This is a genomic window from Pseudomonas sp. S30_BP2TU TE3576 (genome assembly GCF_050436025.1).
Lineage (GTDB): Bacteria > Pseudomonadota > Gammaproteobacteria > Pseudomonadales > Pseudomonadaceae > Aquipseudomonas.
Genome location: NZ_JBNDLK010000001.1, coordinates 943,926 through 970,597, shown reverse-complemented (window position 1 = coordinate 970,597; position 26,672 = coordinate 943,926). Strand labels below are relative to the sequence as shown.

The following is a 26,672-nucleotide window of genomic DNA, read 5'->3' as shown; positions in this document are numbered from 1 at the left end:
CCCCTTCGCGAGCAAGCCCGCTCCCACAGGGATCTGTGCAGGGCACAAGAATTGTGTCCACTGAAGATCCAATGTGGGAGCGGGCTTGCTCGCGAAGAAGTCACCTCGATATCGAGCCCTACACCTTCTCGAGCTTTTTCTCCTGCGCCGTCACCTGTTGGCACAACTCGATCATCTGCTCGCGCATCCAGCGGTTCGCCGGGTCCTGGTCAGTGCTTTCGTGCCAGTAAAGGTGGGTTTCCACCGGCGGCACATCGTTGACCGGCAGATAAAAGGCGTGCAGGTCGTTACGGCGGGCGAAGCGTTCCGGCACGGTCATGACCATGTCCGTCTGTTGCAGCACCTGCGAGGCCATCAGGTAATGCTGGGAACGCAGGGCGATCTTGCGCTGGATGCCCATCTTGCCCAGCGCCAGGTCGACATAGCCGAGGCCGCTGCGGCGGCTGGAAATATGGATGTGGGTCAAGCCCAGGTAATCATCCAGCGTGAGTTTCTCTTTGCCCGCCAGCGGATGCCCCTTGCGCATGGCGCACACGTAGCGGTCTTCCATCAATTTGACGTGACGCACTTGCGGGTCGGTATTGAGTGGCGCATCGACCGCGAAGTCGAGGCGGCCGGCCGCCAGTTCCTTGGTGGTTTCACGGCGTTTGGACAGAAAACTTTCAATGATCACCGTCGGCGCCAGGCGGCGCAGGCGCTGGAACAGCGGCGGCAGGATCACCGCTTCGGTGAGGTCGGTCATGCTGATGCGGTAGGTCTTGACCGCCTGCTGCGGGTTGAAGATGCGGCTTTCCTGCACCGACACCCGCAGCAGCGACAGCGCGTTGCGCACCGGGCCGATGATGTTCTGGGCCATGGGCGTCGGCACCATGCCCTGGGCGGTGCGCACGAACAGCGGGTCGTTGAAGGTCTCGCGCAGACGCGCCAGCGCATTCGACACTGCCGGTTGGGTGATGCCGACGATTTGCCCGGCGCGGGTCAGGTTGGCTTCGGTGTAGATCGCGTCGAAGACGATGAAAAGGTTGAGATCGACCTTGCTCAGATTCATTACGCGGCTCTCTTATTGTGTGGGCGGACTGACCTTGACGATCAGCCGATCATATATCGGTGATGAATGTTTATACACGCCGAGAATAGGCTAGGTAAATTTTCATGGCTGTTCTAGCATCGATTGCATGATCTAAACAACCTCCCGCAAGAAGGTATCTGCTCATGGATTTCGCTTATTCGCCCAAGGTTCAGGAACTGCGTGAGCGCGTGACTGCGTTCATGGACACCTACGTTTATCCCGCCGAAGCCGTGTTCGAGCGTCAGGTCGCCGAAGGTGATCGCTGGCAGCCGACCGCGATCATGGAAGAACTCAAACTCAAGGCCAAGGCTGAAGGTCTATGGAATTTGTTTCTGCCTGAGTCCGAGTTAGGTGCCGGGTTGACCAACCTTGAATATGCGCCGCTGGCGGAAATCATGGGCCGCTCGCTGCTGGGGCCAGAGCCGTTCAACTGCTCGGCACCCGACACCGGCAACATGGAAGTGCTGGTTCGTTACGCCAACGAAGAGCAGAAACAACGCTGGCTCGAACCGTTGCTGCGCGGCGAGATTCGCTCGGCATTCGCCATGACCGAACCGGATGTCGCTTCCTCCGACGCCACCAACATGGCCGCTCGTGCAGTGCGCGATGGCGATGAGTGGGTGATCAACGGCAAGAAGTGGTGGACCTCGGGTGCTTGCGACCCGCGCTGCAAAATCCTGGTTTTCATGGGGCTGAGCGATCCGGACGGGCCACGTCATGCCCAGCACTCGATGATTCTGGTGCCGGTGGACACCCCCGGGGTAAAAATCCTGCGTCCGCTGCCGGTGTTCGGCTACGACGACGCTCCCCACGGTCATGCCGAAGTGTTGTTCGAAAACGTCCGGGTACCGTACGAAAACGTCCTGCTGGGCGAAGGACGCGGCTTCGAAATCGCTCAAGGTCGCCTTGGCCCGGGCCGGATTCACCACTGCATGCGTTCGATCGGCATGGCCGAGCGTGCGCTGGAACTGATGTGCAAGCGTTCGGTGAGCCGTACGGCATTCGGCAAGCCCCTGGCACGCCTGGGCGGCAACGTCGACAAGATCGCCGATTCGCGGATGGAAATCGACATGGCACGCCTGCTGACACTGAAGGCGGCGTACATGATGGACACGGTCGGCAACAAAGTGGCCCGTAGCGAGATCGCGCAGATCAAGGTCGTCGCGCCAAACGTTGCGTTGCGAGTGATCGACCGGGCGATCCAGATCCATGGCGGGGCCGGGGTTTCCAACGATTTCCCGCTGGCCTACATGTACGCGATGCAGCGCACCCTGCGCCTGGCCGACGGCCCGGACGAAGTGCACCGCGCAGCGATCGGAAAGTTTGAAATCGGCAAATATGTGCCGAAAGAGATGCTGCGCAGCGGGCATTAAGACCACGGCGCCTTCCATTCGCGAGCAAGCCCGCTCCCACAGGCTCAGTGTGACCCCTGTGGGAGCGGGCTTGCTCGCGAAGGCGTCATTCCAGCCAATGCAGCAACATCAGATTCAATACACCCAAACCTCAACCCGCCGATTCTTGATCCGCCCTTCATCGGCGCTATTGGCTGCCACCGGCATTTCGGCGCCGAAGCCGCGAATCTCGCGAAACACCACGCCGCTCTTCACCAACTCTCGCCGCACGGCCATGGCTCGCAGTTTCGACAATAAGTCGGCGCGCGCCGGGTTACTTTTGGCATCGCCAAAGCCCACCAGTGTTACCTGGCCATTGGCTTTGTCGTGCTGCTTTATATAGTCGAGCACCCGGGACAAGTCTTGTTGTGCCTTGTTGTCCAGAGTCGCACTGCCTTCTTCGAAACGAAAGTTAACCGATAACCGCTGCGCATGGCGGCTGAGGGCCTGATAACCCTCGGGCATCAACGCATTGGGCGTCACGGTCATGGCCTGGACGGTCTGGGCGATGAAGCTGTTGGCGGCCACAGTCGCTTGTCCTTTATTGCTCTGAGCGAATGCAGCCAGTGCATCGGCCCAAGGATTTTTTCCATTCGGTGGCAGATAAAAAAACAGTCGACGGGACAGCGGATAGTCTTCCGTGGCAATCAGACTGTTCAGTGGCAGCATGGCTTGTGATTGCCCATCGACAATCGCCACGGCTTTGGCCTGACGCACATAGGGCAGGCCGATAAAGCCAATACCTTGTGGGTCCGCACTGACCGCGTCGGACAGTTGTTCGCTGGACTCGAAGCGTTTTGCCGTGCGGCTGAGACTTTTTCCACGCTCACTCAGAACCAGTTCCTTGAAGGTGTCGTAGGTACCGGACTGATCGTCCCGCGCATACAAATGAATCGCCCCGCCACTGCCGCCGATGTCTTCCCAGGTTTTGACTTCGCCGCTGAAAATGCGCGCCAGTTGCTCGGTGCCGAGTTGATTCAATGGATTGTCCGGATGAAGGATGATCGCCAGGCCATCGATGGCGATGACTTGTTCGGCACCAGGGCTTTTCAGATCGCCCAAGGATTCAAGGTTCACCAGTTCGCTGTCCTTGATCGGGCGCGATGACGCGGCGAGGTCGGCATTGGCGGTTTTCAGGGCGGCAAAACCAGTGCTGGAACCGTGGGCCGCCACCTCTACCACGACCCGACGACCCTGAACGGTTTCACCGACGATGCGCAGTTCGTTGGCGGTGTCCAGTGGTTCGCGGTGAATACTGCGCAGACCCTGTTCGCTCAGCAGGCCCTCGACCAGCGCCGGTCCCAGGGCCGCGCCGATGGTGTTGGAACCCTGAATGCGCAGCACCGGGCCGTGTTCGGGTGTCGGTAGTCCACCGGCCGAAGCCACCTGCGGCAAGCCCAGGCACAGCATCAACAGGAACAGCACGCGCAGCATCATGCCGGCACCTTATATAGCGAAAGGAGGTGTCGGGAGATTAAGTCAGTAAGGTTTCCGAAAAATGACAAGTTGCAGTGGTGGTCCTCTGTGGGAGCGAGCTTGCTCGCGATAGCGGTGGTTCAGTGACAATGATGTCGACTGACACTCCCTCATCGCGAGCAAGCCCGCTCCCACATTGGTGTTGCGTACGACTCGGGATCAGCTCAACTCAAGCCAGATCGGCGCATGGTCCGAAGGTTTTTCCATGCCGCGCAGTTCGTAGTCCACCCCCGCGGCCTTCACCCGCGGCAGCAAGCCGTTGGAGGCGAGGATCAGGTCGATGCGCAGGCCACGCTTGGGTTCGTCTTCGAAACCACGGCTGCGGTAGTCGAACCAGCTGAAGGTGTCGGTGACGTCCGGGTTCAGGTGGCGGAAACTGTCCACCAGGCCCCAGTTCTTCAGGCGCGCCATCCACTCGCGTTCTTCCGGCAGGAAGCTGCATTTGCCGGTCTTCAGCCAGCGCTTCATGTTGTCCGGGCCAATACCGATGTCGCAGTCTTCCGGGGAAATGTTCACATCGCCCATCACCACCAGCGCCTGATCGTTCTTGAACTGGCTTTCCAGCAGTTGCTGCAAATCGCTATAGAAGCGTTCCTTGGCCGGGAACTTGGTCGGGTGGTCGCGGTTTTCGCCCTGTGGGAAATAGCCGTTCATGATGGTCACCGGCACGCCGTTGCCGTCGGCGAAGGTGCCCCAGATGAAGCGACGCTGGGCATCTTCTTCGTCGGTGGCGAAACCTTTGTGCAGGGCCAACGGCTCTTTGCGCGACAGCAGGGCGACGCCGTAATGACCCTTTTGCCCGTGGAAATACACGTGATAACCCAGAGCCTGAACCTCAGCCAACGGGAATTGCTCATCGTGGACCTTGGTTTCCTGCAAGCCGATCACATCGGGCTGGTGCTTTTCGATCAGCGCCGCCAGCTGATGGGGACGGGCGCGCAGCCCGTTGATGTTGAAGGAGACGATCTTCATGGTCGGCAGTCCTGGCAAAAGGGCGATGCTAGCTGACATGTGGGAATCGGGCCAGTGTGGGGTGAGAGGATTCGATTTTGCCAGTCAGCCTTGTGTGAGCAGTGATGGCCTCTTCGCGAGCAAGCCCGCTCCCACAGGTTAGGCGCCTGCCTTTGCTTTTGTGGGGGTGGGCTTGCTCGCGAAGGCGATTTCATTGCCTACACTCATTTCGGATCTGTAAGGAACTGTGTCAGCGCCGATCAGCTCGTAACAACAAGAGCGCAGCCACCCGAGCTGTGCCGGGGAGATTAACCGTCATGCCCGAAACTTCGACCGCCATCGCCGATATTCACATGCTCGACAGCGGCTACGCCCGCGAAGCGCGTTCGCTGCTGTACCAGGCTTATCGACACGAGCCGACCTTCGGCTATTTGTTCGAAGCCGAACGCCCCGGCTACGAACAGCGGGTTCGCGCCACCGTGCGCGAACTGGTGACCCAGCATTTTCTCCAGGACTTGCCGGCCATCGGCCTGCTGGTCAACGATCGCCTGATCGGTATCGCCCTGATCGCACCGCCGCAACGGCGCCTTGGCGTCACCGAAAGTTGGGCCTGGCGCCTGCGCATGGTGCTCAGTACGGGGTTTCGCTGCACCCGTCGCTACCTTGAATATCACGCTGCCGTGGAGGCCTGCGTGCCGAACGACTCGGTGCACGTCCTGCCGTTGCTGGGGGTTCATCCGGAATTCCAGGGCAAACATTTCGGCGAACAACTGTTGCAAGCCGTGCACAACTGGTGCGCCGTGGATGAGAACTCACAGGGTGTGATCCTCGATACCGGGAATCCTCGCTATCTGGAGTTCTATAAGCGTCAGGGCTATGAGGAAATCGGTGAAGTTGCTGTAGGATCGATTCGTGAGCACGTGTTTTTTCACCCCAATCCCCAGGTGTTGCACACCGCATCGGCCTGAACGGCGAACTTTCCTTGCGTGCCAGGCTCTATCACGCTCTCAAGCTCGTGATAGCATCCGCGCCTATGAAGTTTCCAGGAAGAATTACCAGCGGTGCGCTGATGCTGATGACCAGCTGCACAGCGCTGGCACAAAGTGAATTGGATGTACGGATCAAACCGTCCAATGATGAGCTGAAGGCCAATATAGAAGGCTATATCGGCAGCCTCGGCGATCGTGACGAAGAAGCCTTGCTGCGCTTTAGCCGTGGTGCCGAAGAACAGGCGCGCAAGGCCGCCCAGGCCTTGGGGTATTACCAGCCGCACATCGACAGCGAGGTGAAGGGGGGCAAGGACCCGCGCCTGGTGTTGACGGTCGACCCCGGCGAGCCGGTGCACTTGCGCAATGTCACGGTGCGTGTCGACGGCCCGGCCGCCGCCCTCAAATCCTTTCGAGTCCCCAAAAGCGACGCGCTCAAGCCCGGCGCCGTGCTCAATCATGGTCATTACGAGGATGCGAAGCGCCTGATCCAGAATCAGGCTTCGCGCTATGGCTTTTTCAGCGGCCACTTCACTCGGTCAAAGTTATCGGTCGACCCGCGTGCCGGCGTCGCCGATATCGAACTGATCTATGAAAGTGGTCCGCGTCATACCTTGGGCAAAGTCAGTTTCGAGGGTGATACGCCGTTCGACGACGAGCTGCTGCAACGCATGGTGCCATTCAAGGCCGGTACGCCGTACGACTCGGAGTTGATCGCCGAACTCAATCAGAACCTGCAATCCAGTGGTTACTTCGAAGGCGTGCGGGTGGACGCGGCGCCCACGGCATCCAGGGACGATGCGATCCCGGTGGAGGTCAAACTCGAAACCCGCAAGCCCCGGACCATGGGCCTGGGCCTGGGTTTCTCCACCGACGTCGGCCCACGGGCGAAGGCCAACTGGACCCGCCACTGGGTTAACGCGCAAGGGCACAGTTACGGTTGGGAGACCGAAGTCTCGGCGCCTCGGCAAAACGTCGGGCTGTTCTACGACATTCCGCTGGACCCGCCACTGACCGACAAACTGCGTTTTGCCGGCGGCTATCAGAATGAAGACATCGCCGGCACCGACACCCACAGTAAGCTGCTGACCCTCGGCCCCGAATGGCATAGCAAGTTGCCCAGCGGCTGGCAACGGGTGGTGTCGCTGAAGTGGCAGCGCGAGGATTATCAACTCGGCGACGACTCGGGACTCAGTAATCTGCTGATGCCCGGTGTGAGCTACGCGTACCTCAAAAGCGACAACCGCATCGACCCGCACAACGGCTATCGGCTGCAATTCGAATCCAAAGTGGCCAAGGAAGGTTTGGGTTCCGACAGCAACCTGGTCTACGGCACGGCATTGGTCAAAGGCCTGACCACAGTGTTCGACAACCACCGCTTTCTCGGGCGCGTGCAGGTCGGCGGCAGTGCCACCAATGGCTTCAAATCGGTGCCGCCATCGCTGCGCTTCTTCGCCGGTGGCGATCAGAGCGTGCGCGGTTACGACTATCAGAGCCTGTCCCCGGAAAACTCCGACGGTGACCGCATCGGTGGGCGCTACATGGTGGCCGCCAGTGCGGAGTATCAGTATTCGATCGCCGAAAAATGGCGGGTCGCGACCTTTGTCGACCAGGGCAACTCCTTCAATACACTCGAACTGCCGAACCTCAAGACCGGCGTTGGTATCGGCGTGCGCTGGGTATCGCCGGTGGGGCCGATCCGCCTCGACCTGGCCCATGCGCTGGACGACGATGGCGGCATTCGACTGCACTTTTCCATGGGGCCCGAGCTGTGAAGCGTGGTTTGAAAGTATCGCTGCTGGCGATAGTGGCGCTGTTGATGCTGGTGGTTTTGACGCTGGCCACGGTGTTGGGCACGGCGACGGGCAGCCGCTGGGCGTTGGGGTTTGTGCCGGGGTTGACCCTGGAAAACTTCCAGGGCCGTCTGGGCGGGCAGTGGAGTGCTGACCGGGTGCTGTGGCAGCAGGACACCAGCCGGGTTGAACTGAACCAGGTGATTTTCGCCTGGTCGCCGTTGTGCCTGACCCGCATGACCTTGTGCATCGAGCAATTGCAGGCCGATCAGGTCAGCCTGACGTTCCCGCCGGGTACCGAAGAACCAGACAGCGGCCCGATCACGCTCCCGGAGCTCAAGTTACCGTTGGCCATCGAGCTGGGAGAAATCAAGGTCGGCCGCCTGCTGTTCAACGGCAGCGAAGAACTCAAAGGGTTGCAGCTGGCGGCGCACTGGACGGCGGCCGGTTTGAAGATCGATTCGGTAGCGTTACAGCGCGATGACCTGAGCCTGAATCTGTCCGGCCTGTTGCAACCGAGTGGCAACTGGCCGCTCAACGCCGAAGGTAAGCTGATCCTGTTGTCGACGCCTGAACCCCTGGCGCTGGCGCTGAAAGTCGACGGCGACCTGCTGAAAACCCTGAACCTGAAGGCCGACAGCAGCGGTTATCTAAACGGGCAATTGACCGGCGAACTGCAACCGCTGGTGGAAAACCTGCCGGCCAAGGTGCGGATCACCGCCGATGGCTTCAAGCCCAGTGCCGATCTGCCGGACACCCTGCAACTCAATCAACTGGAGCTCACCGGCGCCGGCGACTTGAAGAACGGCTACGCGCTGTTCGGCCAGGCCACGCTGCCTGCCGAGCAAGGGCCAGTCGCCTTGGCGCTGCAAGGCAAGGTCGACGCCAAGGGCGCGCAGATCGCCGCGCTGGACCTGACCGCCAACGACAAGCAAAGCCTCAAGCTCACCGGGCTGGTGGACTGGAGCAAAGGCCTGAGCGCCGAAGCGAAAATCGACTGGCTGGATTTTCCGTGGCACAGGCTCTATCCGCTCATCGACGAACCGCAAGTAGCGCTGCGCTCCTTCACCGGCGAAGTCTCCTACACCGACGGTCAATATCTCGGCCACTTCGATGCGGCCATGGATGGTCCGGCCGGGGCCTTCACCCTGGCCAGCCCTTTCGCTGGCGACCTGACGAAAATCTACCTGCAACAGATTCAACTCCAGGCCGGGCAGGGCAAGGCCGAAGGGCACCTGAACCTGCAATTCGCCGACGGCATTGCCTGGGACACCGCGCTGGATTTGTCGGCGATCAACCCGGCTTACTGGGTCGCGGAGCTGCCGGGCACGCTGGCCGGGCCGTTGCGCAGCCAGGGCGAGATGAAGAATGAAACGCTCAGCCTCAATGCCGACCTGGACCTCAAAGGCAAGCTGCGCGGTCAACCGGCAGTGATCCAGGCCAAGGCCGATGGCAGCGGCGAGCGATGGAACCTCAACGCCCTGCAAGTTCGCCTTGGCGACAACAGCATTAGCGGCAAAGGTAGCCTGCAACAGAAACTCGTTGGGCAGATCGATCTCAAATTGCCGCGTCTGGCCCAGCTCTGGCCACAACTGCGCGGCCAACTCAATGGCCGCGTGGATGTCGCCGGCACACTCAAGGCGCCGCAAGGCAAGCTTGACCTGCAAGGTTCGCAACTGGCCTTCCAGGACAATCGCCTGCAAAGCCTGAACCTGGACGCCACCCTGGACAGCGCACAACGAGCAAAAATCGACCTCAAGGGCAGCGGCATCCGGGCGGGCGACACTTCACTGGGAACGCTGACCGCCAGCGGTCAGGGCGACATCAAAAACCAGAAGCTGAATCTCGACCTGCAAGGGCCGCAGCTGAAACTCGCGCTTGGGCTGGATGGTGCACTGGACCAGGGCAACTGGCGCGGACGTCTGGCCAGCGGTGATATTCAGGCCGGTGGCCAGGACTGGAAGCTGCAAGGGCCGGCGAAACTTGAACGCCTGGCGGACGGCAAAATCAACTTTGGCGCCCATTGCTGGGCCTCCGGCCAGGCCAGCCTGTGCGGTGAGGATTCGCGCCTGATGCCCGAGCCGAAGCTGCGTTATCACCTCAAGCAATTCCCGATCGACAGCCTCGCCCAGTGGCTGCCGAAGGATTTCGCCTGGCAGGGCCACCTCAATGCCGACCTGCAACTGGACCTGCCGGACAGCGGTCCGAACGGCCAGATCAGCGTCGATGCCGGCGGCGGCACGTTGCGCATCAAGGAAAAGGACCAGTGGCTGGACTTCCCGTACCAGACCCTGAAACTCACCAGCAAACTCACGCCCAAACGCATCGACACCGAGCTCAACTTCGTCGGTGGCAAACTCGGCGAACTGATGGTCCAGGCGCAGCTCAATCCGTTGCCGAAGAACAAACCGTTGAGCGGTTCGTTCCGCTTGAGCGGGCTGGATCTGTCGGTGGCGCGGCCATTTGTACCGATGGTCGAGAAGTTGGCCGGGCGCTTGAATGGCAGCGGCACGATCGCTGGCGGTCTATTGGCGCCGCAGGTCAATGGCAGCCTGCAACTCAGTGATGGCGTGATCTCTGGACCGGAATTGCCGATGGAGCTGCAAAACCTGCACCTTCAAGCGCTCATCGCCGGTGAAAGCGTACAACTGAACGGCGGCTGGAACAGCGGCAAGGCCGGGCAGGGCAGCTTGAGCGGCAACATCGCCTGGGGCCAGGCGCTGGTAGTGGATTTGGCGCTCAAGGGTTCGCAGTTGCCGGTCACCGTCGAGCCTTACGCCAAGCTGGAAGTCGCACCGGACCTGAAAATCTCGATGAAGGACGACGAGCTGGCCATCGCCGGTAAAGTGCTGGTGCCCAAGGGCGAAATCACCATTCGTGAGTTGCCGCCATCAACGGTCAAGGTCTCCGATGACACCGTGATCGTCGGTCAGCAGACCGAGGAGGGCAAGTCGCCGCTGGCGATGAAGATGGACATTGAAGTGATCGTCGGCGAAGACAAGCTGAGCTTCGCAGGATTTGGCCTGACCGCGAATGTACAGGGGCATGTGCACGTCGGCGACAACATGGACACCCGCGGCGAGCTGTGGCTCAACGACGGGCGTTATCGCGCCTACGGCCAGCGGCTTTCAGTGCGCCGGGCACGCTTGCTGTTTGCCGGTCCCATCGATCAGCCGTACCTGGACATCGAAGCCATTCGCAAGACGGATGACATCATCGCCGGCATCCGCCTGAGTGGCAGCGCCGAGCAGCCGACCACGCAGATCTTCTCGGAGCCGGCCATGAGCCAGGAGCAGGCCCTGTCCTATCTGGTGCTCGGGCGTCCGCTGAGCAGCAATGGCGAAGACAACAACATGCTCGCCCAGGCGGCCCTCGGTCTGGGCTTGATGGGCAGCTCCGGGGTCACCAGCGGTCTGGCCAAGAACCTGGGGATCCAGGACTTCCAGCTCGACACCCAGGGCAGCGGCACCACCACCAGCGTGGTGGCCAGCGGCAACCTGTCCGAAAAGCTCAGCCTGCGCTATGGCGTTGGCGTGTTCGAACCGGCCAACACCATTGCCTTGCGCTACAAGCTGAGCAAAAAGGTCTACCTCGAAGCCGCCGGCGGCGTCGCCAGTTCGCTGGACATCTTCTACAAGCGGGATTTCTAGGCCCGCATTTCCTACAAAAGACCGAGTCGCCCCATTCGCGAGCAAGCCCGCTCCCACAGGTTCAGCGTGATCCTTGTGGGAGCGGGCTTGCTCGCGAAGGCGTCCGTGTGGGCAGCACAAATCCCGACACCATTGGTCAATTATTTACCAAGCATGCTAACTATCGCGTTGACATTCGCTGCCTAGGCAGTAACATCTCGACATACATTCACTGCCTAGGCAGCTAATTGGTGGTCAGATGAAACATTTCTCTCCGGACGATTTCCACAATTGCCATCTCGGCCTGCTGCTCGGGCGCGCCGCGCTGCTCAAGGACCGGATCATCGACACCCACATGGAACCCCACGGCATCACCGCCGCGCAGTTCAAGGTGTTGATCATCATGGCCCAGTACGGCGTCGACTCGCCGGGCGAGTTGTGCCGTCACCTGTCCCTGGACAGCGGCTCGATGACTCGCATGCTCGATCGTCTGGAACAGAAAGGTTTCCTCGCCCGCCAGCGCTCCGAGGCGGATCGCCGCCAGGTGCAGCTTGTACTCACGGAAGAAGGGCAAAAGCTCGCCGGGCTGTTGCCGCACATCGGTGCCGAAGCCATGAATGAGCTGGCCGGTGCCATCACTCCGGATGAGCTGAAGACCCTGGAGATGATTCTGAAGAAAATTCTGGTAGCCGCCGGTGACTCGATCACCCTGCTGCGGGTAGGTGACAAATGAGCAGTAAACCCTTGCGTACCAGCCTGAGCCTGGTGCTGTTGGCCATGAGCCTGGCCGGTTGCGCCAGCTACAGCGGCCTGAAAACCGAAGGTGTCAGCCTCGACGCGAAAAACCTCAAGGCCGGGCAATCTCTCGGCGGCGTGACGTTGTCGCCGGCCGCCTGGCCGAAAAGCGACTGGTGGAAAAGCCTCGGCGACCCGCAACTCGACGGACTGATCCGCGAGGCCTTGCGTGATAGTCCGGACATGCAAATCGCCGACGCCCGTGCCCATCAGGCCAGCGCTGCCGCCTACGCTGCCGACGCCGCGCGGATGCCGACCCTGGATGCTGGCGCCGGTGTCAGCCGCTCGCGCCTGGCCCGGGACCAGGACCCGCTCGGGCAAGGCGACGCTTACGCCACCATTCGCAACATCAGCAGCAGTTTTAACTACAACTTCGACCTGTGGGGCGGCCAACGCGATGCCTGGGAAGCGGCCCTGGGCCAGGCCCGTGCTGCCGAAGTCGACCAGCAGGCCGCGCAACTGACCTTGGCCGCTGACGTCGCTCGTGCCTACAGCGATCTGGGGCAGGCGCATATCGTCTATGACCTGTCCAGCGAAGACCTCAAACGCACCCGGCAAATGCTCGACCTGAGCCAGCGGCGCCTGACTGCCGGGATCGACAGCCAGTACCAGTTCCTGCAGACCGAAAGCCTGGAAGCCACCTCCCAAGCCAATTTGATCGACGCTGAAAAGCGCCTGAACACCGCGAAAATCGCCCTTGCGGTGCTGCTCGGCAAAGGCCCGGACCGTGGCAATGAAATCGCCCGCCCGAACATTCTTCAGCCGAGCGCGGTAGCGCTACCTTCGGTGTTGCCGGCCGAGCTGCTCGGGCGTCGTCCGGACCTGGTGGCCGCACGCTGGCGGGTCGAGGCGGCGAGCAAAAGTATCGACGCCGGCAAGACCCGGTTCTATCCCAACTTGAACCTCAGCGCCGCTGCCGGTGCCGAATCCCTGTTGGGCGATGCAATGTTTGGTTCGGCCAGCCGCTTCTTCAACATTGCACCGACGATCTCTGTGCCGATTTTCGACGGTGGCCGTTTGCGCGCCGACCTCGATTCGCGTGACGCCGATTACGACCTCGCCGTGGCGCAGTACAACAAAAGCCTGGTGAAGGCGCTGGGGGATGTCGGTGACAGCATCAACCAGTTGCGCGATATCGGTCGGCAGATCGCGGCCCAGCAGCACGCCACCGACATCGCCCAGGATTCCTACAACACCGTGGTCCAGCGTTACGGTTCCGGCATCGGCAACTACCTGGACGTGCTCAGCATCGAGCAGCAATTGCTCCAGGCCCAGCGTCAGCTGGCCAACCTGAATGCCGAGCAGATCGACCTGTCGATCCAACTGATGCAGGCACTGGGCGGTGGTTTCCAGCCTGAGGCCATCGCCTCGACCAACGCCACGCCAGCCACGCTGACCCACTAATTCAAGGTACCTGTCATGGCCACTACCGATACAACTCAACCTCCTGAAAACACTCAAGGCAACCCCAATTCGGGCAAGCGCAAGTTCATGTTGCTGGTCCTGGCGGCTGCTGTCGTGCTGAGCGGCGCGGGCGTCTGGGCCTACCACGAGTTTTACGGGCGCTGGAGCGAAAGCACCGACGACGCTTATGTGAACGGCAACGTGGTGGAAATCACGCCGCTGGTCACAGGGACCGTGATCAGCATCGGCGCCGACGATGGCGATCTGGTCCATGAAGGCCAGGTGCTGGTGAACTTCGACCCGAACGACGCCGAAATCGGTCTGCAAAATGCCCAGGCCAATCTGGCGCGTACCGTGCGTCAGGTGCGCGGCTTGTACAGCGATGTGGATGGCATGAAAGCCCAGGTCAACGCCCAGAAAGCGGAAGTGCAAAAGGCCCAGGACAACTTCAGCCGCCGCAAGAACCTCGCCGCCGGCGGGGCGATTTCCCAGGAAGAACTGTCCCACGCCCGCGACGACCTGACCTCGGCGCAAAACGCCCTGGCCAACGCCGAACAAAAGCTCAAGACCACCAGCGCGCTGGTCGATGACACCGTGGTTTCATCGCACCCGGACGTGATGGCCGCCGCCGCGCAATTGCGTCAGGCCTACCTGAACAACTCACGCAGCGTCCTGATTGCACCGGTCACCGGTTACGTGGCCAAGCGTTCGGTGCAACTGGGCCAGCGTGTGCAGCCGGGCACCGCGCTGATGGCGGTGATTCCGCTGGATCAGCTGTGGATCGACGCCAACTTCAAGGAAACCCAGTTGCGTGACATGCGCATTGGCCAACCGGTGGAGATCGAAACCGACCTCTACGGCAGCAGCGTCAAATACAGCGGCACCATCGACAGCCTCGGTGCCGGGACCGGCAGCGCCTTTGCCTTGCTGCCGGCGCAGAACGCCACCGGCAACTGGATCAAGATTGTGCAGCGCGTGCCGGTACGGATCCACGTCGACGCCGAAGAACTGGCCAGGCACCCGTTGCGGGTCGGTCTGTCGACCATGGTTGACGTGAACCTGCGCGACCAGAGTGGCCCGGTGCTGGCACAACAGCCGCCGCAAAAGGCCTCGTTCAGCACCAATGTCTACGACCGTCAGTTGGCCGAGGCGGACGCGATGATCACCCAGTTGATCCACGACAACAGCGCCGCGGTCAGCAAGACCGCGCAACGCTGAAATGCCATTACATCGACCCTGTGGGAGCGGGCTTGCTCGCGAAGGCGGAGCGTCAGGCGACATCCATGTTGAATGTGCCGACCTCTTCGCGAGCAAGCCCGCTCCCACAGGGTTAGCTGCGTCTGTAACAGGCGCAGCACCGATCAGGTTTCAAAGGATTCGTGATGAGCAATAACGCGTCTTTCACGCCACCGAGCTTGCTGCTCAGCACCATCGGCCTGTCGCTGGCGACCTTCATGCAAGTGCTCGACACCACCATCGCCAACGTGGCGTTGCCGACGATTTCCGGCAACCTGGGCGTGAGTTCGGAACAGGGCACCTGGGTGATCACCTCGTTCGCGGTGAGCAACGCCATCGCTTTGCCGCTGACCGGTTGGCTCAGTCGCCGATTTGGCGAGGTGAAGCTGTTTGTGTGGGCCACGCTGCTGTTCGTGCTGGCCTCGTTTTTGTGCGGGATTTCGACGTCCATGCCGGAGCTGGTGGGATTTCGGGTCTTGCAAGGCGTGGTGGCGGGGCCGTTGTACCCGATGACTCAGACCCTGCTGATTGCGGTTTACCCCCCGGCGAAACGGGGGTTGGCCCTGGCATTGCTGGCAATGGTCACGGTGGTCGCGCCGATTGCCGGGCCGATCCTTGGCGGCTGGATCACTGACAGTTACAGCTGGCCGTGGATTTTCTTCATCAACGTGCCGATCGGCTTGTTCGCGGCATGGGTGGTGACCCGGCAGATGAAAAAGCGCCCGGTGGTCACCAGCCGCCAACCGATGGACTACGTCGGTTTGATCGCGCTGATCATCGGTGTCGGCGCGTTGCAGATCGTGCTCGACAAGGGCAACGACGCCGACTGGTTTGAATCGAGCTTCATCGTGATCGGCAGCGTGATTTCGGTGGTGGCCCTGGCGTTCTTCGTGATCTGGGAAATGACCGACGAGCACCCGGTGGTCAACCTGCGCCTGTTCGCCCATCGCAACTTCCGCTACGGCACCATCGTGCTGATTCTGGGCTATGCCGGGTTCTTCGGGATCAACCTGATCCTGCCGCAGTGGCTACAAACGCGACTGGGTTACACCGCGACCTGGGCCGGTTTTGCCGTGGCGCCGCTGGGGATCCTGCCGGTGCTGCTGGCGCCGTTTGTCGGCAAGTACGCGCCGCGATTCGACATGCGGGTGCTGGCGGGCGGGGCATTCCTGGCCATCGGCCTGAGCTGCTTCATGCGCGCCGGGTTCACCAATGAAGTGGACTTTCAGCACATCGCGCTGGTGCAGTTGTTCATGGGGATCGGCGTGGCGCTGTTCTTCATGCCGACCCTGACCATCCTCCTTTCGGATTTGCCACCGAGCCAGATTGCCGACGGCTCGGGGCTGGCGACGTTTTTACGGACCTTGGGCGGCAGTTTTGCGGCGTCACTGACGACCTGGATCTGGATTCGTCGGGCGGATCAGCATCATGCGTACCTGACTGAAAGCATTACGCCGTTCGACCCGGCGACCCGCGAGGCGATTACCCATCTGGGCGGGGCAGGGGCCAAGGCCTATACGCAGCTGGATCAGATGGTGATCAGCCAGGCGTACATCATGTCCACGGTGGATTACTTCACCTTGCTGGGCTGGATGTTCCTGGGGCTGATCCTGATTGTGTGGCTGGCCAAGCCACCGTTTACGGCGAAGGCCGGGCCTGCGGCGTCTGCCGGGCACTAACAAACACTGCAGAACCCCTGTGGGAGCGAACTTGCTCGCGATGGCGGTTGATCAGTCAACAGAGATGTTGAATGTTAATCCGCTATCGCGAGCAAGCTCGCTCCCACAGGGATCTCCTACAGCCTTCAGTTCGCGTGATCTGCCAGTTGCGGTGGCGGAGTGAAATCAAAGGGCGCCAGCGCAAACCCTTGTTCGTCGACCTGCAATGCCCACCCTTGACGATCCCAGTCCCCCAGCACAATGCGCCTGGCCGCGTGCTCGCCAAGCTGCAACTTGTGAATTGCGGGACGATGGGTATGCCCGTGAATCAAGGTTTTCACGCCGTACTCCTGCATGATCCGCGGAATCTCTTCGGGCGTGACGTCGACGATGTCGTTGGCCTTCATTCGCACCTGCGTACGGCTTTCGCTGCGCAGCTTGCGCGCCAATTTCTTGCGTGTGCGCAGCGGGAGGTGGCGCAGAATGAACAGGGTGACCGGGTTGCGCAGGTAGCGGCGCAGCTTCATGTAGCCGACATCGCGGGTGCACAGGCTGTCGCCGTGCATCAGCAGCACCGGCTCGCCTGCGAGCTGCACGACACTCGGGTCCTTCAACAATGTGCAGCCGGCTTCTTTGCAGAACGCCTTGCCGAGCAAAAAGTCGCGATTGCCGTGCATCAGAAAAATGGCCGTGCCGCTGTCGCTGAGATCGCGCAGGGCCTGGCAGATGGAGCGCTGGAACGGTGTCATGGCGTCGTCGCCAATCCACACCTCGAAAAAGTCGCCCAGAATGTACAACGCACTCGCCGAGCGGGCGCGTCCGGCGAGCAAATCCAGAAACGCCCGGGTGATGTCCGGGCGCTCCTCTTCCAGATGCAAGTCTGAAATCAGCAGTATCACTCAATGATCTCGGCTTTCTCGATGATCACGTCGTCTGCCGGTACGTCCTGGTGGCCGGCCTTGGAAGTGGTGGCCACGCCTTTGATCTTGTCGACAACGTCGGTGCCAGCGGTCACTTTACCGAATACCGCGTAGCCCCAGCCTTGTACGTTCTTGCCGCTGTGGTTCAGGAAGCTGTTGTCCGCCACGTTGATGAAGAACTGTGCGGAAGCCGAATGCGGCTCCATGGTGCGGGCCATGGCAATGGTGTACTTGTCGTTGGAAAGACCGTTGTCAGCTTCGTTCTGGATGCTTGGACGCTTGTCTTTCTTTTCTTTCATGCCTGGCTCGAAACCGCCGCCCTGGATCATGAAGTTACCGATGACACGGTGGAAAACGGTGTTTTCGTAGTGACCGGCTTTGACGTATTCGACGAAGTTGGCCACGGTGATCGGGGCTTTGTCGGCGTTCAGTTCGAGGACGATGTCGCCGAAGTTGGTAGTCAGTTTGACTTGGGTCATGATTGTTACTCTTTATAAGGAATTCGTGGTGTTGGAACCTCATGTCCCGTCACCGGTTCAGCCTTTTTGGCCAAGGTGCGCAGTTTAGCGTGCCAGACGCGAATTTCGAGGCTGTTTTTTCATTTACAGCCTATTAAATACGACGGTTTACAGAGTGCGCTCTGTCAGGCCCTTGACAGCATCGGCTATGATAGCGGCTTTGTTTTGTCAGGCCCGTCTTCCCGGCCGCGCACTTGTACGTTCAAGGATCCTATGAGCAAGCCCACTGTCGACCCTACCTCGAATTCCAAGACCGGCCCCGCTGTGCCGGTCAATTTCCTGCGCCCGATCATCCAGGCGGACCTGGACTCGGGTAAGCACACGCAGATCGTCACCCGTTTCCCGCCTGAGCCCAACGGCTACCTGCACATCGGTCACGCCAAGTCGATCTGTGTGAACTTCGGCCTGGCCCAGGAGTTCGGCGGCGTTACCCACCTGCGTTTCGACGACACCAACCCGGCCAAGGAAGACCAGGAATACATCGACGCGATCGAAAGCGACGTCAAATGGCTGGGCTTTGAGTGGTCCGGCGAAGTGCGCTACGCCTCGCAGTATTTCGACCAGTTGCACGACTGGGCCGTTGAACTGATCAAGTCCGGCAAGGCCTACGTCGATGACCTGACTCCGGAGCAAGCCAAGGAATACCGTGGCAGCCTGACCGAACCGGGCAAAAACAGCCCGTTCCGCGAGCGCAGCGTCGAAGAAAACCTGGACCTGTTTGCGCGCATGAAGGCCGGCGAATTCCCCGACGGCGCACGCGTGCTGCGGGCCAAGATCGACATGGCTTCGCCGAACATGAACCTGCGTGACCCGATCATGTATCGCATCCGTCACGCTCACCACCACCAGACCGGCGACAAGTGGTGCATCTACCCGAACTACGACTTCACCCACGGTCAGTCGGACGCCATCGAAGGCATCACTCATTCGATCTGCACCCTGGAGTTCGAAAGCCATCGCCCGCTGTACGAGTGGTTCCTCGACAATCTGCCGGTGCCGGCCAAGCCGCGCCAGTACGAGTTCAGCCGCCTGAACCTGAACTACACCATCACCAGCAAGCGCAAGCTCAAGCAACTGGTCGATGAAAAGCATGTCAACGGCTGGGACGATCCGCGCATGTCCACGTTGTCGGGTTTCCGTCGTCGTGGCTACACGCCGAAATCGATCCGCAACTTCTGCGAAATGATTGGCACCAACCGTTCCGACGGCGTGGTCGACTTCGGCATGCTCGAATTCAGCATCCGTGACGACCTCGACCACAGCGCTCCGCGTGCCATGTGCGTACTGCGTCCGCTGAAAGTCGTGATCACCAACTACCCGGAAGGCCAGGTCGAGAACCTCGAACTGCCGCGTCATCCCAAGGAAGATATGGGCGTGCGTGTGCTGCCGTTCGCTCGTGAAATCTATATCGACCGTGAAGACTTCATGGAAGAGCCGCCGAAGGGCTACAAGCGCCTGGAGCCGGCCGGTGAAGTGCGTCTGCGTGGCAGCTACGTGATTCGTGCCGACGAAGCGATCAAGGACGCCGATGGCAACATCGTCGAACTGCGCTGCTCGTACGATCCGGATACCCTGGGCAAGAACCCGGAAGGTCGCAAGGTCAAAGGCGTGATCCACTGGGTGCCGGCCGCTGCCAGCGTCGAGTGCGAAGTGCGCCTGTACGATCGTCTGTTCCGTTCTCCGAACCCGGAGAAGGCCGAAGACAGCGCCAGTTTCCTGGACAACATCAACCCTGACTCGCTGCAGGTACTCACCGGTTGTCGTGCTGAGCCTTCGCTGGGCAATGCACAGCCGGAAGACCGTTTCCAGTTCGAGCGCGAAGGTTACTTCGTCGCCGATCTCAAGGACTCGAAACCAGGTCAGCCGGTATTCAACCGTACCGTGACCCTGCGTGATTCGTGGGGCCAGTGATTCAGCGTCAAGGGAAATAACGTGCTAACGATCTACAACACGCTCACCAAGAGCAAAGAAGTCTTCAAGCCGCTCGATGGCAACAATGTGCGCATGTACGTGTGCGGCATGACCGTGTATGACTACTGCCACATTGGCCACGGCCGCAGCATGGTCGCGTTCGACCTCGTGACCCGCTGGTTGCGCTTCAGTGGCTACAACCTGACTTATGTACGCAACATCACCGACATTGAAGACAAGATCATCAATCGGGCCCGGGAGAACGGCGAACCGTTCGACGCATTGACCGAACGTATGATCACCGCCATGCATGAGGACGAGGCACGCCTCAACATCCTCAAGCCGGACATGGAACCGCGTGCCACCGATCACATCCCGGGCATGCTGAGCATGATCCAGACCCTGATCGACAAGGGCTACGCCTACGCACCAGGCAACGGCGACGTGTACTACCGCGTCGCCAAGTTCATGGGCTACGGCAAGCTGTCGCGCAAGAAGATCGAAGACCTGCGCATCGGTGCGCGCATCGAAGTCGACGAGTCCAAGCAGGACCCGCTGGACTTCGTGCTGTGGAAAGCCACCAAGCCGGGCGAGCCGAGCTGGGAATCGCCGTGGGGCGCCGGGCGTCCGGGCTGGCACATCGAATGCTCGGTGATGTCCACTTGCTGCCTCGGTGAGACCTTCGACATTCATGGCGGCGGCAGCGATCTGGAGTTCCCGCACCACGAAAACGAAATCGCCCAGAGCGAAGCAGCCACCGGCAAGACCTACGCCAACGCGTGGATGCATTGCGGCATGATCCGCATCAATGGCGAGAAGATGTCCAAGTCCTTGAACAACTTCTTCACCATTCGCGACGTGCTCGACAAGTACCACCCGGAAGTCGTGCGTTACCTGCTGGTGTCGAGCCACTACCGCAGCGCCATCAACTACTCGGAAGACAACCTCAAGGACGCCAAAGGCGCACTGGAGCGTTTCTACCACGCGTTGAAAGGCCTGCCGAACGTGGCGCCGGCGGGCGGCGAAGCCTTTGTCGAGCGTTTCACCCAGGTGATGAACGACGACTTCGGTACACCGGAAGCCTGCGCGGTGCTGTTCGAGATGGTCCGCGAGATCAACCGCCTGCGCGAGAGCGATCTCGACGCAGCGGCCGGTCTGGCAGCCCGTTTGAAAGAATTGGCCAGCGTGTTGGGTGTGTTGCAGCTCGAAGCCGATGACTTCCTGCAGGCCGGCGCCGAAGGGCGCGTGGATGCAGCTGAAGTCGAGGCGCTGATTGCAGCGCGCCTGGCGGCACGTGCCGGCAAGGACTGGGCCGAATCCGACCGCATCCGCGACCAGCTCACCGCCATGGGTGTGGTGCTGGAAGACGGCAAGGGCGGCACAACCTGGCGTCTGGCTGACTGATTGCCTGATCCGCTGTAAAACAAAACCCGCCTTGTGCGGGTTTTTGTTTTTCGGGGTTGGCTGTTCGTTCTTTGGCGACAGGACTGACGTCTTCGCGGGCAAGCCCGCTCCCACAGTTGATCTTTAGTGTGTTTGAGCTTTGTGTACGACGCAAATCCAATGTGGGAGCGGGCTTGCTCGCGAAGAGGCCCATTCGGCCAACTTGTCATTCGGCCTGACGCAACCGCTTGTACAGGGTATTGCGACTAACCCCCAACCGCCGGGCCAGATACGAAATATTCCCCCCGACCGCCTGCAACTGCCGGTTCAAGTCCTCGACATCATTGAGGTCAACGGCCAATGGTTCCGGCATCTCCACCGGATCCATCTCCAGATCGACAAAAAAATCATCCGGCAAATGCTCAGGTCGCACCGGCTGTTCCTCGGCCATGGCCAGGGCCACCTGAATCACGCTGCTGACCTGGCGCAGGTTGCCCGGCCACGGGTGGCGGCCGAATAACGCCATCACTTCCTGGCTTAAACCGGCCCATTGCGATGGTTCACGGTGCTGCTCCCACAGGCGTTTGAACAGTGCATCCTTATCGCTGCGTTCGCGCAGGGGCGGCAACTCCAGGGTCAGGCCGCCGATGCGGTAATACAGGTCTTCACGAAACCGCCCCAGTTGTACTTGTTCCCGTAGCGAGCGATTGGTCGCTGAAATGATGCGCAGGTCCACAGGGAACAACTCGCTGCTGCCCACGGGTTGCACACAACGCTCCTGTAACACACGGAGCAAACGGGCCTGGGTTGGAAGCGGCATGTCGCCGATTTCATCGAGGAACAGTGTGCCTTTGTCAGCCTTGCGGATCAGCCCGATGCTGCCTTTCTGGTTGGCGCCGGTGAACGCGCCTTTCTCATAACCGAATAACTCGGACTCCACCAGTTCGGCGGGAATCGCCGCACAGTTGACGGCGATGAGCGCTTTTTTGCTGCGCGAACTGGCCTGATGCAGGGCTTTGACGAACACTTCCTTGCCGACCCCGGTTTCACCGTGGATCAGCAGTGGAATGTCTTTTTCCAGCAATCGCTCGGCCTGGCGCACGGCTTTTTCCACACGACTGTCGCCGAAATGCAGGGAGTTGAGGCTGATGGCCGCGGGTGTGGCTACAACCGGTTCGGTGAACACTCGGGGTTGAATGGATGCCTGTTTCGGCCGTTTCAACAAGCACTGGAAGCGGTTGCGCCCGGAGGTTTGCAAGGCAAAGGGCAGGCCTTCGGGCTGATTGAGCAACTCCAGCAGCGAGACCTTGAACAGGTTCTCGATACTGACCCGCGACAGGCTGATGCCCAGCAGATTATCGGCCCGCCGATTGGCCGACAGCACCTGGCCAGTCTCATCGAATATCAGCAATCCGGCCCATTGGCTGTCGAGGTTGTTCAGCCCGGTGTTGAACGTGAGTTGGAAATGCTGACCGTGGAACAGATTGAGGATCAGCCGGTTTTCCACGGTCTGGCTCATCATCTTGACCATGCCCAGGGTATGGGATGGCGGGAGGTAACTGTCACTGGAAACGTCCAGCACCGCGATCACCTTGCGCTCGGCATCGAAGATCGGCGCGGCGGAACCGGTCATGAAGCGGTTGGCCTTGAGGAAATGTTCGTCGTGTTCGATGTGCACCGCTTGCTCGCAGGCCAGGGCGGTGCCGATGGCGTTGGTGCCGCTGCAGCGTTCCATCCAGCTGGCGCCGGCGCTGAACCCCCGGGCCAGCTTGGGTTCGATAAAGCGCTGGGTGCCCCACGATGTGAGCACCTGGCCCTGATGGTCGGCGAGCATGATCAGGCAATTGGAATTGCTCAGGATGTTCTCGTAGTAGGGCAGCACTTCCTGATGGGTGGTTTGCACCAGCGAATGCTGGCTCTCCAGCAATTGCGCGATGCCCGCGGCCGGCAATTGGTCGAATGCCGGCGTGCTCTGATGACTGAGGCCGAACGCGCGGCAACGGGACCAGGAGTCCTGGATGATGGCGTCGTGGGACAGCGGCGATGCGGATGCGGCCATGGCAGTCGATCTCTGAACAAGACTTTATTGTTGTTATGGGTAGTTCTGCAGCACGACGAACTTCATGTGGGAGCGGGCTTGCTCGCGAAGGCGGCGGCACATTCAACATCAATGTGACTGTCAGGCCGCTTTCGCGAGCAAGCCCGCTCCCACAGGTTTTGCATCTATTTCAGGTACCGGGAAAGGCAAAACGCATCCGTAGAGTGTTGTTCACTATTGTTCACTGTCAATGGGTGAACTGTTCAGTTGTTCATTTCCGGTTGTTCATTTGTGTTCAGCAACGAACGTGACTCCGTAGTCATTTTCAGAAATTTCAAACTGAATCAATCGTTTGCAATTTCTGGCACAAATGTCGCTTTACAGCTCCGGTCGCTTGATTTCAAAAATAAAAAAGGCCGAGCCATGTCATTAACCCTGGAACACGTCAGCCGCACCGTCGAGGGTCAGATCTGGATCGACGATGCCAACCTGAGTTTTGAACCCGGTTCCTTCAACGTTTTGCTGGGTCGGACCTTGTCCGGCAAAACCAGCCTGATGCGCCTGATGGCCGGTCTGGACAAGCCCGACAGCGGCCGCGTCCTGATGAATGGCGTCGACGTTACCCAGCGCCCCGTGCGCTTGCGCAATGTATCGATGGTTTATCAGCAGTTCATCAATTACCCGACCATGACGGTGTTCGACAACATCGCCTCGCCGCTGCGTCAGGCCGGTGTATCCAATGATCTGATCCAGAGCAAGGTGCTGGAAACCGCGAAGATGCTGCGCATCGAAAAGTTTCTCAAGCGCTATCCGCTGGAGCTTTCCGGCGGTCAGCAACAACGCACGGCCATGGCCAGGGCGCTGGTCAAGGATGCCGAGTTGATCCTGTTCGACGAGCCACTGGTCAACCTCGACTACAAATTGCGTGAAGAGCTGCGCCAGGAAATGCGCGAGTTGTTCAAGGCGCATCACACCATTGCCATCTACGCCACCACCGAACCCAACGAGGCCCTGGCCCTGGGCGGCACCACCACCATTCTTCATGAAGGCCGGGTGATCCAGAGCGGCCAGTCGTCCTCGGTCTATCACCAGCCGCAAACCGTGCTGGCGGCCGAGCTGTTCTCCGAGCCGCCGATCAACCTGATGCCGGGGCGCATTGCCGGCAACGAAGTGAGTTTCGCCAACTTCGTGCACTTCCCGCTGAACGTCGATTTGCGCCCGGTGGGAGAGGGCGAGTTCCGTTTCGGGGTGCGGCCCAGCCATATCTCGCTGGTGCCGAGCAACGATGATGATCTCGAACTGGCGGTGACTGTCGAAGTCGCGGAAATCAGCGGCTCGGAAACCTTTCTTCACGTGCGCAACGAGCATTTCCTGCTGGTGCTGCACTTGCCGGGTGTTCACGAATACGACGTCGACGCGCCGATCCGTATCTATATCCCGACCCATAAACTGTTTGTGTTCGATACGCAGGGGCGGCTCGTCCAGGCGCCGGGCCGGCGTATCGCGAGGGTTGCCTGATGGCCGAAATCCGTTTGCAGAGTCTCGCCCACAGCTACACCAGGACCCCGGCAGGCCCCGAGGACTACGCGATCCGCGAGATGGATCACATCTGGGAGCAGGGCGGTGCCTACGCCTTGCTCGGGCCATCAGGCTGCGGCAAGTCGACCTTGCTCAACATCATTTCCGGGTTGCTCAGCCCATCCCAGGGCCATGTGCTGTTCGACGGTAAAGCGGTCAACGACCTGACTCCGGAGAAGCGCAACATCGCCCAGGTTTTCCAGTTTCCGGTGGTCTACGACACCATGACAGTGTTCGACAACCTGGCCTTTCCGCTACGCAATCAAGGCCTGACCGAGGCAAAGGTGCATAGCAAGGTGCAGGAAATCGCCGAAGTCCTCGATCTGCAGCCGCTGCTGTACAAGAAGGCGCGAAACCTCACCGCCGACGAAAAACAGAAAGTTTCCATGGGTCGTGGGCTGGTGCGCGATGACGTGTCGGCGATCCTGTTCGATGAGCCGTTGACGGTGATCGACCCGCATCTGAAGTGGAAGCTGCGGCGCAAGCTCAAGCAGATCCATGAGCAGTTCAACATCACCATGGTCTACGTCACCCACGATCAACTGGAGGCCTCGACGTTCGCCGACAAGATTGCGGTGATGTACGGCGGGCAGATCGTGCAATTCGGCACGCCAAGGGAATTGTTCGAGCGCCCGAGCCACACCTTTGTCGGCTACTTCATTGGCAGCCCGGGGATGAACCTGATCGAAGTGCAGCCGCAGCCGGGTGGCGTCGGTTTCGCCTCGACCCACCTGCCGCTGTCCGAAGCGATGCAGCAGCGTATTGCCGAATCCGGGTGGAAAACCCTCAAGGTCGGCATTCGCCCGGAGTTCGTCCATGTGTGGGACGAAGCCTTTGATGACGCGCTGCGGGCACAAGTCGTACACGTCGAAGACCTGGGCACCTACAAGATCGTGACCCTCAACCTCGATGGAGCCACCCTGAAAGTGCGCCTGGCCGAAGACAAAGTTGTGCCACAAGGCACGGCCTACATCAGTTTTCCGGCGCAGTGGCTGATGGTTTACGCCGATGAATTCCTGCTGGAGGCGCAAGCCGTCAACGAAGCCATGGTCAACAAAGGGGCGCAGCCATGAACAAGGTGCAGAACAACAAGGCCTGGTGGCTGGTGCTGCCGGTGTTCCTGCTGGTGGCGTTCAGTGCGGTGATCCCGATGATGACCGTGGTCAACTATTCGGTGCAGGACATTTTCGACCAGTCCAGCCGCTATTTCGTCGGTGCCGACTGGTACAAGCAGGTGTTGCTCGACCCGCGCCTGCATGACTCGTTGTTGCGCCAGTTCATCTACTCGGCCTGCGTGTTGCTGATCGAAATTCCATTGGGCATCGCCATCGCCCTGACCATGCCGACCAAGGGCCGCTGGTCTTCGGTGGTGCTGATCGTGCTGGCGATTCCGCTGCTGATCCCGTGGAACGTGGTCGGCACCATCTGGCAGATCTTCGGCCGCGCCGATATCGGCCTGCTCGGTTCGAGCCTCAATGCCATGGGCATTAGCTACAACTATGCGGCGAACACCATGGACGCCTGGGTCACCGTGCTGGTGATGGACGTCTGGCACTGGACCTCGCTGGTGGCGCTGTTGTGCTTCTCCGGGTTGCGGGCGATTCCGGATGTGTATTACCAGGCGGCGCGGATCGACCGTGCCTCGGCCTGGGCGGTGTTCCGGCATATCCAGTTGCCCAAGCTCAAGAGCGTGCTGCTGATCGCTGTGATGCTGCGCTTCATGGACAGCTTCATGATCTACACCGAGCCCTTCGTACTCACGGGCGGCGGTCCGGGCAATGCCACGACGTTCCTCAGTCAGACCCTGACCCAGATGGCCGTAGGGCAATTCGACCTGGGGCCGGCAGCGGCATTTTCGCTGGTGTACTTCCTGATCATTCTGTTGGTGTCCTGGCTGTTCTACACCGCCATGACTCACTCCGACGCCAACCGCTGA

19 protein-coding genes are annotated in these 26,672 nt (G+C 60.4%); 13 read left to right on the top strand and 6 right to left on the bottom strand.

What is annotated here, in order from left to right; translation table 11 throughout:
* Positions 1-118 precede the first annotated feature (118 nt).
* Positions 119-1,048: a LysR family transcriptional regulator gene (locus tag ABIA48_RS04335; protein WP_008053617.1), complete on the bottom strand. Its 930-nt coding sequence runs from the start codon at positions 1,046-1,048 to the stop codon at positions 119-121.
* A gap of 164 nt (positions 1,049-1,212) precedes the next feature.
* Here ABIA48_RS04335 and ABIA48_RS04330 point away from each other — a divergent pair, with 164 nt between their 5' ends.
* The gene (locus ABIA48_RS04330) at positions 1,213-2,442 is read left to right on the top strand and encodes an acyl-CoA dehydrogenase (RefSeq protein WP_007981212.1); all 1,230 of its coding nucleotides are present in this window, start codon (positions 1,213-1,215) and stop codon (positions 2,440-2,442) included.
* 114 nt (positions 2,443-2,556) lie between these two features.
* Here ABIA48_RS04330 and ABIA48_RS04325 read toward each other — a convergent pair whose 3' ends face one another.
* Positions 2,557-3,897: a substrate-binding domain-containing protein gene (locus tag ABIA48_RS04325; protein ID WP_429487186.1), complete on the bottom strand. Its 1,341-nt coding sequence runs from the start codon at positions 3,895-3,897 to the stop codon at positions 2,557-2,559.
* Between the two features lie 198 nt (positions 3,898-4,095).
* Positions 4,096-4,908: an exodeoxyribonuclease III gene (gene xthA, locus ABIA48_RS04320; protein ID WP_429487185.1), complete on the bottom strand. Its 813-nt coding sequence runs from the start codon at positions 4,906-4,908 to the stop codon at positions 4,096-4,098.
* Positions 4,909-5,204: 296 nt separating this feature from the next.
* Here xthA and ABIA48_RS04315 point away from each other — a divergent pair, with 296 nt between their 5' ends.
* From ABIA48_RS04315 to ABIA48_RS04285, 7 genes are all read left to right on the top strand, one after another.
* Entirely contained in the window at positions 5,205-5,855 is a 651-nt protein-coding gene (locus ABIA48_RS04315; protein WP_429487184.1) for a GNAT family N-acetyltransferase, read from the top strand.
* Between the two features lie 65 nt (positions 5,856-5,920).
* Positions 5,921-7,648: an autotransporter assembly complex protein TamA gene (locus tag ABIA48_RS04310; RefSeq protein WP_429487183.1), complete on the top strand. Its 1,728-nt coding sequence runs from the start codon at positions 5,921-5,923 to the stop codon at positions 7,646-7,648.
* On the top strand, positions 7,645-11,316 hold the full coding sequence (locus ABIA48_RS04305; protein WP_429487182.1) for a translocation/assembly module TamB domain-containing protein: 3,672 nt from the start codon (positions 7,645-7,647) through the stop codon (positions 11,314-11,316). The genes ABIA48_RS04310 and ABIA48_RS04305 overlap by 4 nt, the downstream gene beginning before the upstream one ends.
* Positions 11,317-11,554: 238 nt before the next feature.
* Entirely contained in the window at positions 11,555-12,028 is a 474-nt protein-coding gene (locus tag ABIA48_RS04300; protein ID WP_007999548.1) for a MarR family winged helix-turn-helix transcriptional regulator, read from the top strand.
* On the top strand, positions 12,025-13,494 hold the full coding sequence (locus ABIA48_RS04295) for an efflux transporter outer membrane subunit (RefSeq protein WP_429487181.1): 1,470 nt from the start codon (positions 12,025-12,027) through the stop codon (positions 13,492-13,494). Before ABIA48_RS04300 ends, ABIA48_RS04295 begins: the two co-directional genes overlap by 4 nt.
* A 15-nt stretch (positions 13,495-13,509) precedes the next feature.
* On the top strand, positions 13,510-14,712 hold the full coding sequence (locus ABIA48_RS04290) for an efflux RND transporter periplasmic adaptor subunit (protein ID WP_429487180.1): 1,203 nt from the start codon (positions 13,510-13,512) through the stop codon (positions 14,710-14,712).
* Positions 14,713-14,876: 164 nt separating this feature from the next.
* Entirely contained in the window at positions 14,877-16,409 is a 1,533-nt protein-coding gene (locus ABIA48_RS04285) for a DHA2 family efflux MFS transporter permease subunit (protein ID WP_429487179.1), read from the top strand.
* Positions 16,410-16,534: 125 nt separating this feature from the next.
* Here ABIA48_RS04285 and lpxH read toward each other — a convergent pair whose 3' ends face one another.
* Both lpxH and ABIA48_RS04275 read right to left on the bottom strand, forming a co-directional pair.
* A complete protein-coding gene (lpxH, locus tag ABIA48_RS04280) occupies positions 16,535-17,287 on the bottom strand; it encodes a UDP-2,3-diacylglucosamine diphosphatase (protein ID WP_429487178.1) in 753 nt (250 codons plus the stop codon).
* Complete coding sequence (locus ABIA48_RS04275) at positions 17,284-17,787, bottom strand: peptidylprolyl isomerase (RefSeq protein WP_007981235.1); 504 nt, start codon at positions 17,785-17,787, stop codon at positions 17,284-17,286. Before ABIA48_RS04275 ends, lpxH begins: the two co-directional genes overlap by 4 nt.
* Before the next feature lie 252 nt (positions 17,788-18,039).
* Here ABIA48_RS04275 and ABIA48_RS04270 point away from each other — a divergent pair, with 252 nt between their 5' ends.
* Together ABIA48_RS04270 and cysS are read left to right on the top strand one after the other, a co-directional pair.
* Positions 18,040-19,737 carry a glutamine--tRNA ligase/YqeY domain fusion protein gene (locus ABIA48_RS04270; protein WP_429487177.1) on the top strand — a complete coding sequence of 566 codons (1,698 nt, stop codon included), beginning with the start codon at positions 18,040-18,042 and terminating at the stop codon, positions 19,735-19,737.
* A 21-nt stretch (positions 19,738-19,758) separates the two neighbouring features.
* The gene (gene cysS, locus ABIA48_RS04265) at positions 19,759-21,141 is read left to right on the top strand and encodes a cysteine--tRNA ligase (RefSeq protein WP_310060017.1); all 1,383 of its coding nucleotides are present in this window, start codon (positions 19,759-19,761) and stop codon (positions 21,139-21,141) included.
* 205 nt (positions 21,142-21,346) lie between these two features.
* On the opposite strand, the gene ABIA48_RS04260 is transcribed toward cysS, so the two are convergent.
* Entirely contained in the window at positions 21,347-23,179 is a 1,833-nt protein-coding gene (locus ABIA48_RS04260; protein WP_429487176.1) for a sigma-54-dependent Fis family transcriptional regulator, read from the bottom strand.
* A 402-nt stretch (positions 23,180-23,581) separates the two neighbouring features.
* Between ABIA48_RS04260 and ABIA48_RS04255 the strand changes: the two genes are divergently transcribed.
* From ABIA48_RS04255 to ABIA48_RS04245, 3 genes are read left to right on the top strand one after another with little or no spacing between them, the layout of a single operon-like run.
* On the top strand, positions 23,582-24,676 hold the full coding sequence (locus ABIA48_RS04255; protein ID WP_310060011.1) for an ABC transporter ATP-binding protein: 1,095 nt from the start codon (positions 23,582-23,584) through the stop codon (positions 24,674-24,676).
* The gene (locus tag ABIA48_RS04250) at positions 24,676-25,809 is read left to right on the top strand and encodes an ABC transporter ATP-binding protein (RefSeq protein ID WP_429487175.1); all 1,134 of its coding nucleotides are present in this window, start codon (positions 24,676-24,678) and stop codon (positions 25,807-25,809) included. Before ABIA48_RS04255 ends, ABIA48_RS04250 begins: the two co-directional genes overlap by 1 nt.
* Complete coding sequence (locus ABIA48_RS04245) at positions 25,806-26,672, top strand: carbohydrate ABC transporter permease (protein WP_007981247.1); 867 nt, start codon at positions 25,806-25,808, stop codon at positions 26,670-26,672. The genes ABIA48_RS04250 and ABIA48_RS04245 overlap by 4 nt, the downstream gene beginning before the upstream one ends.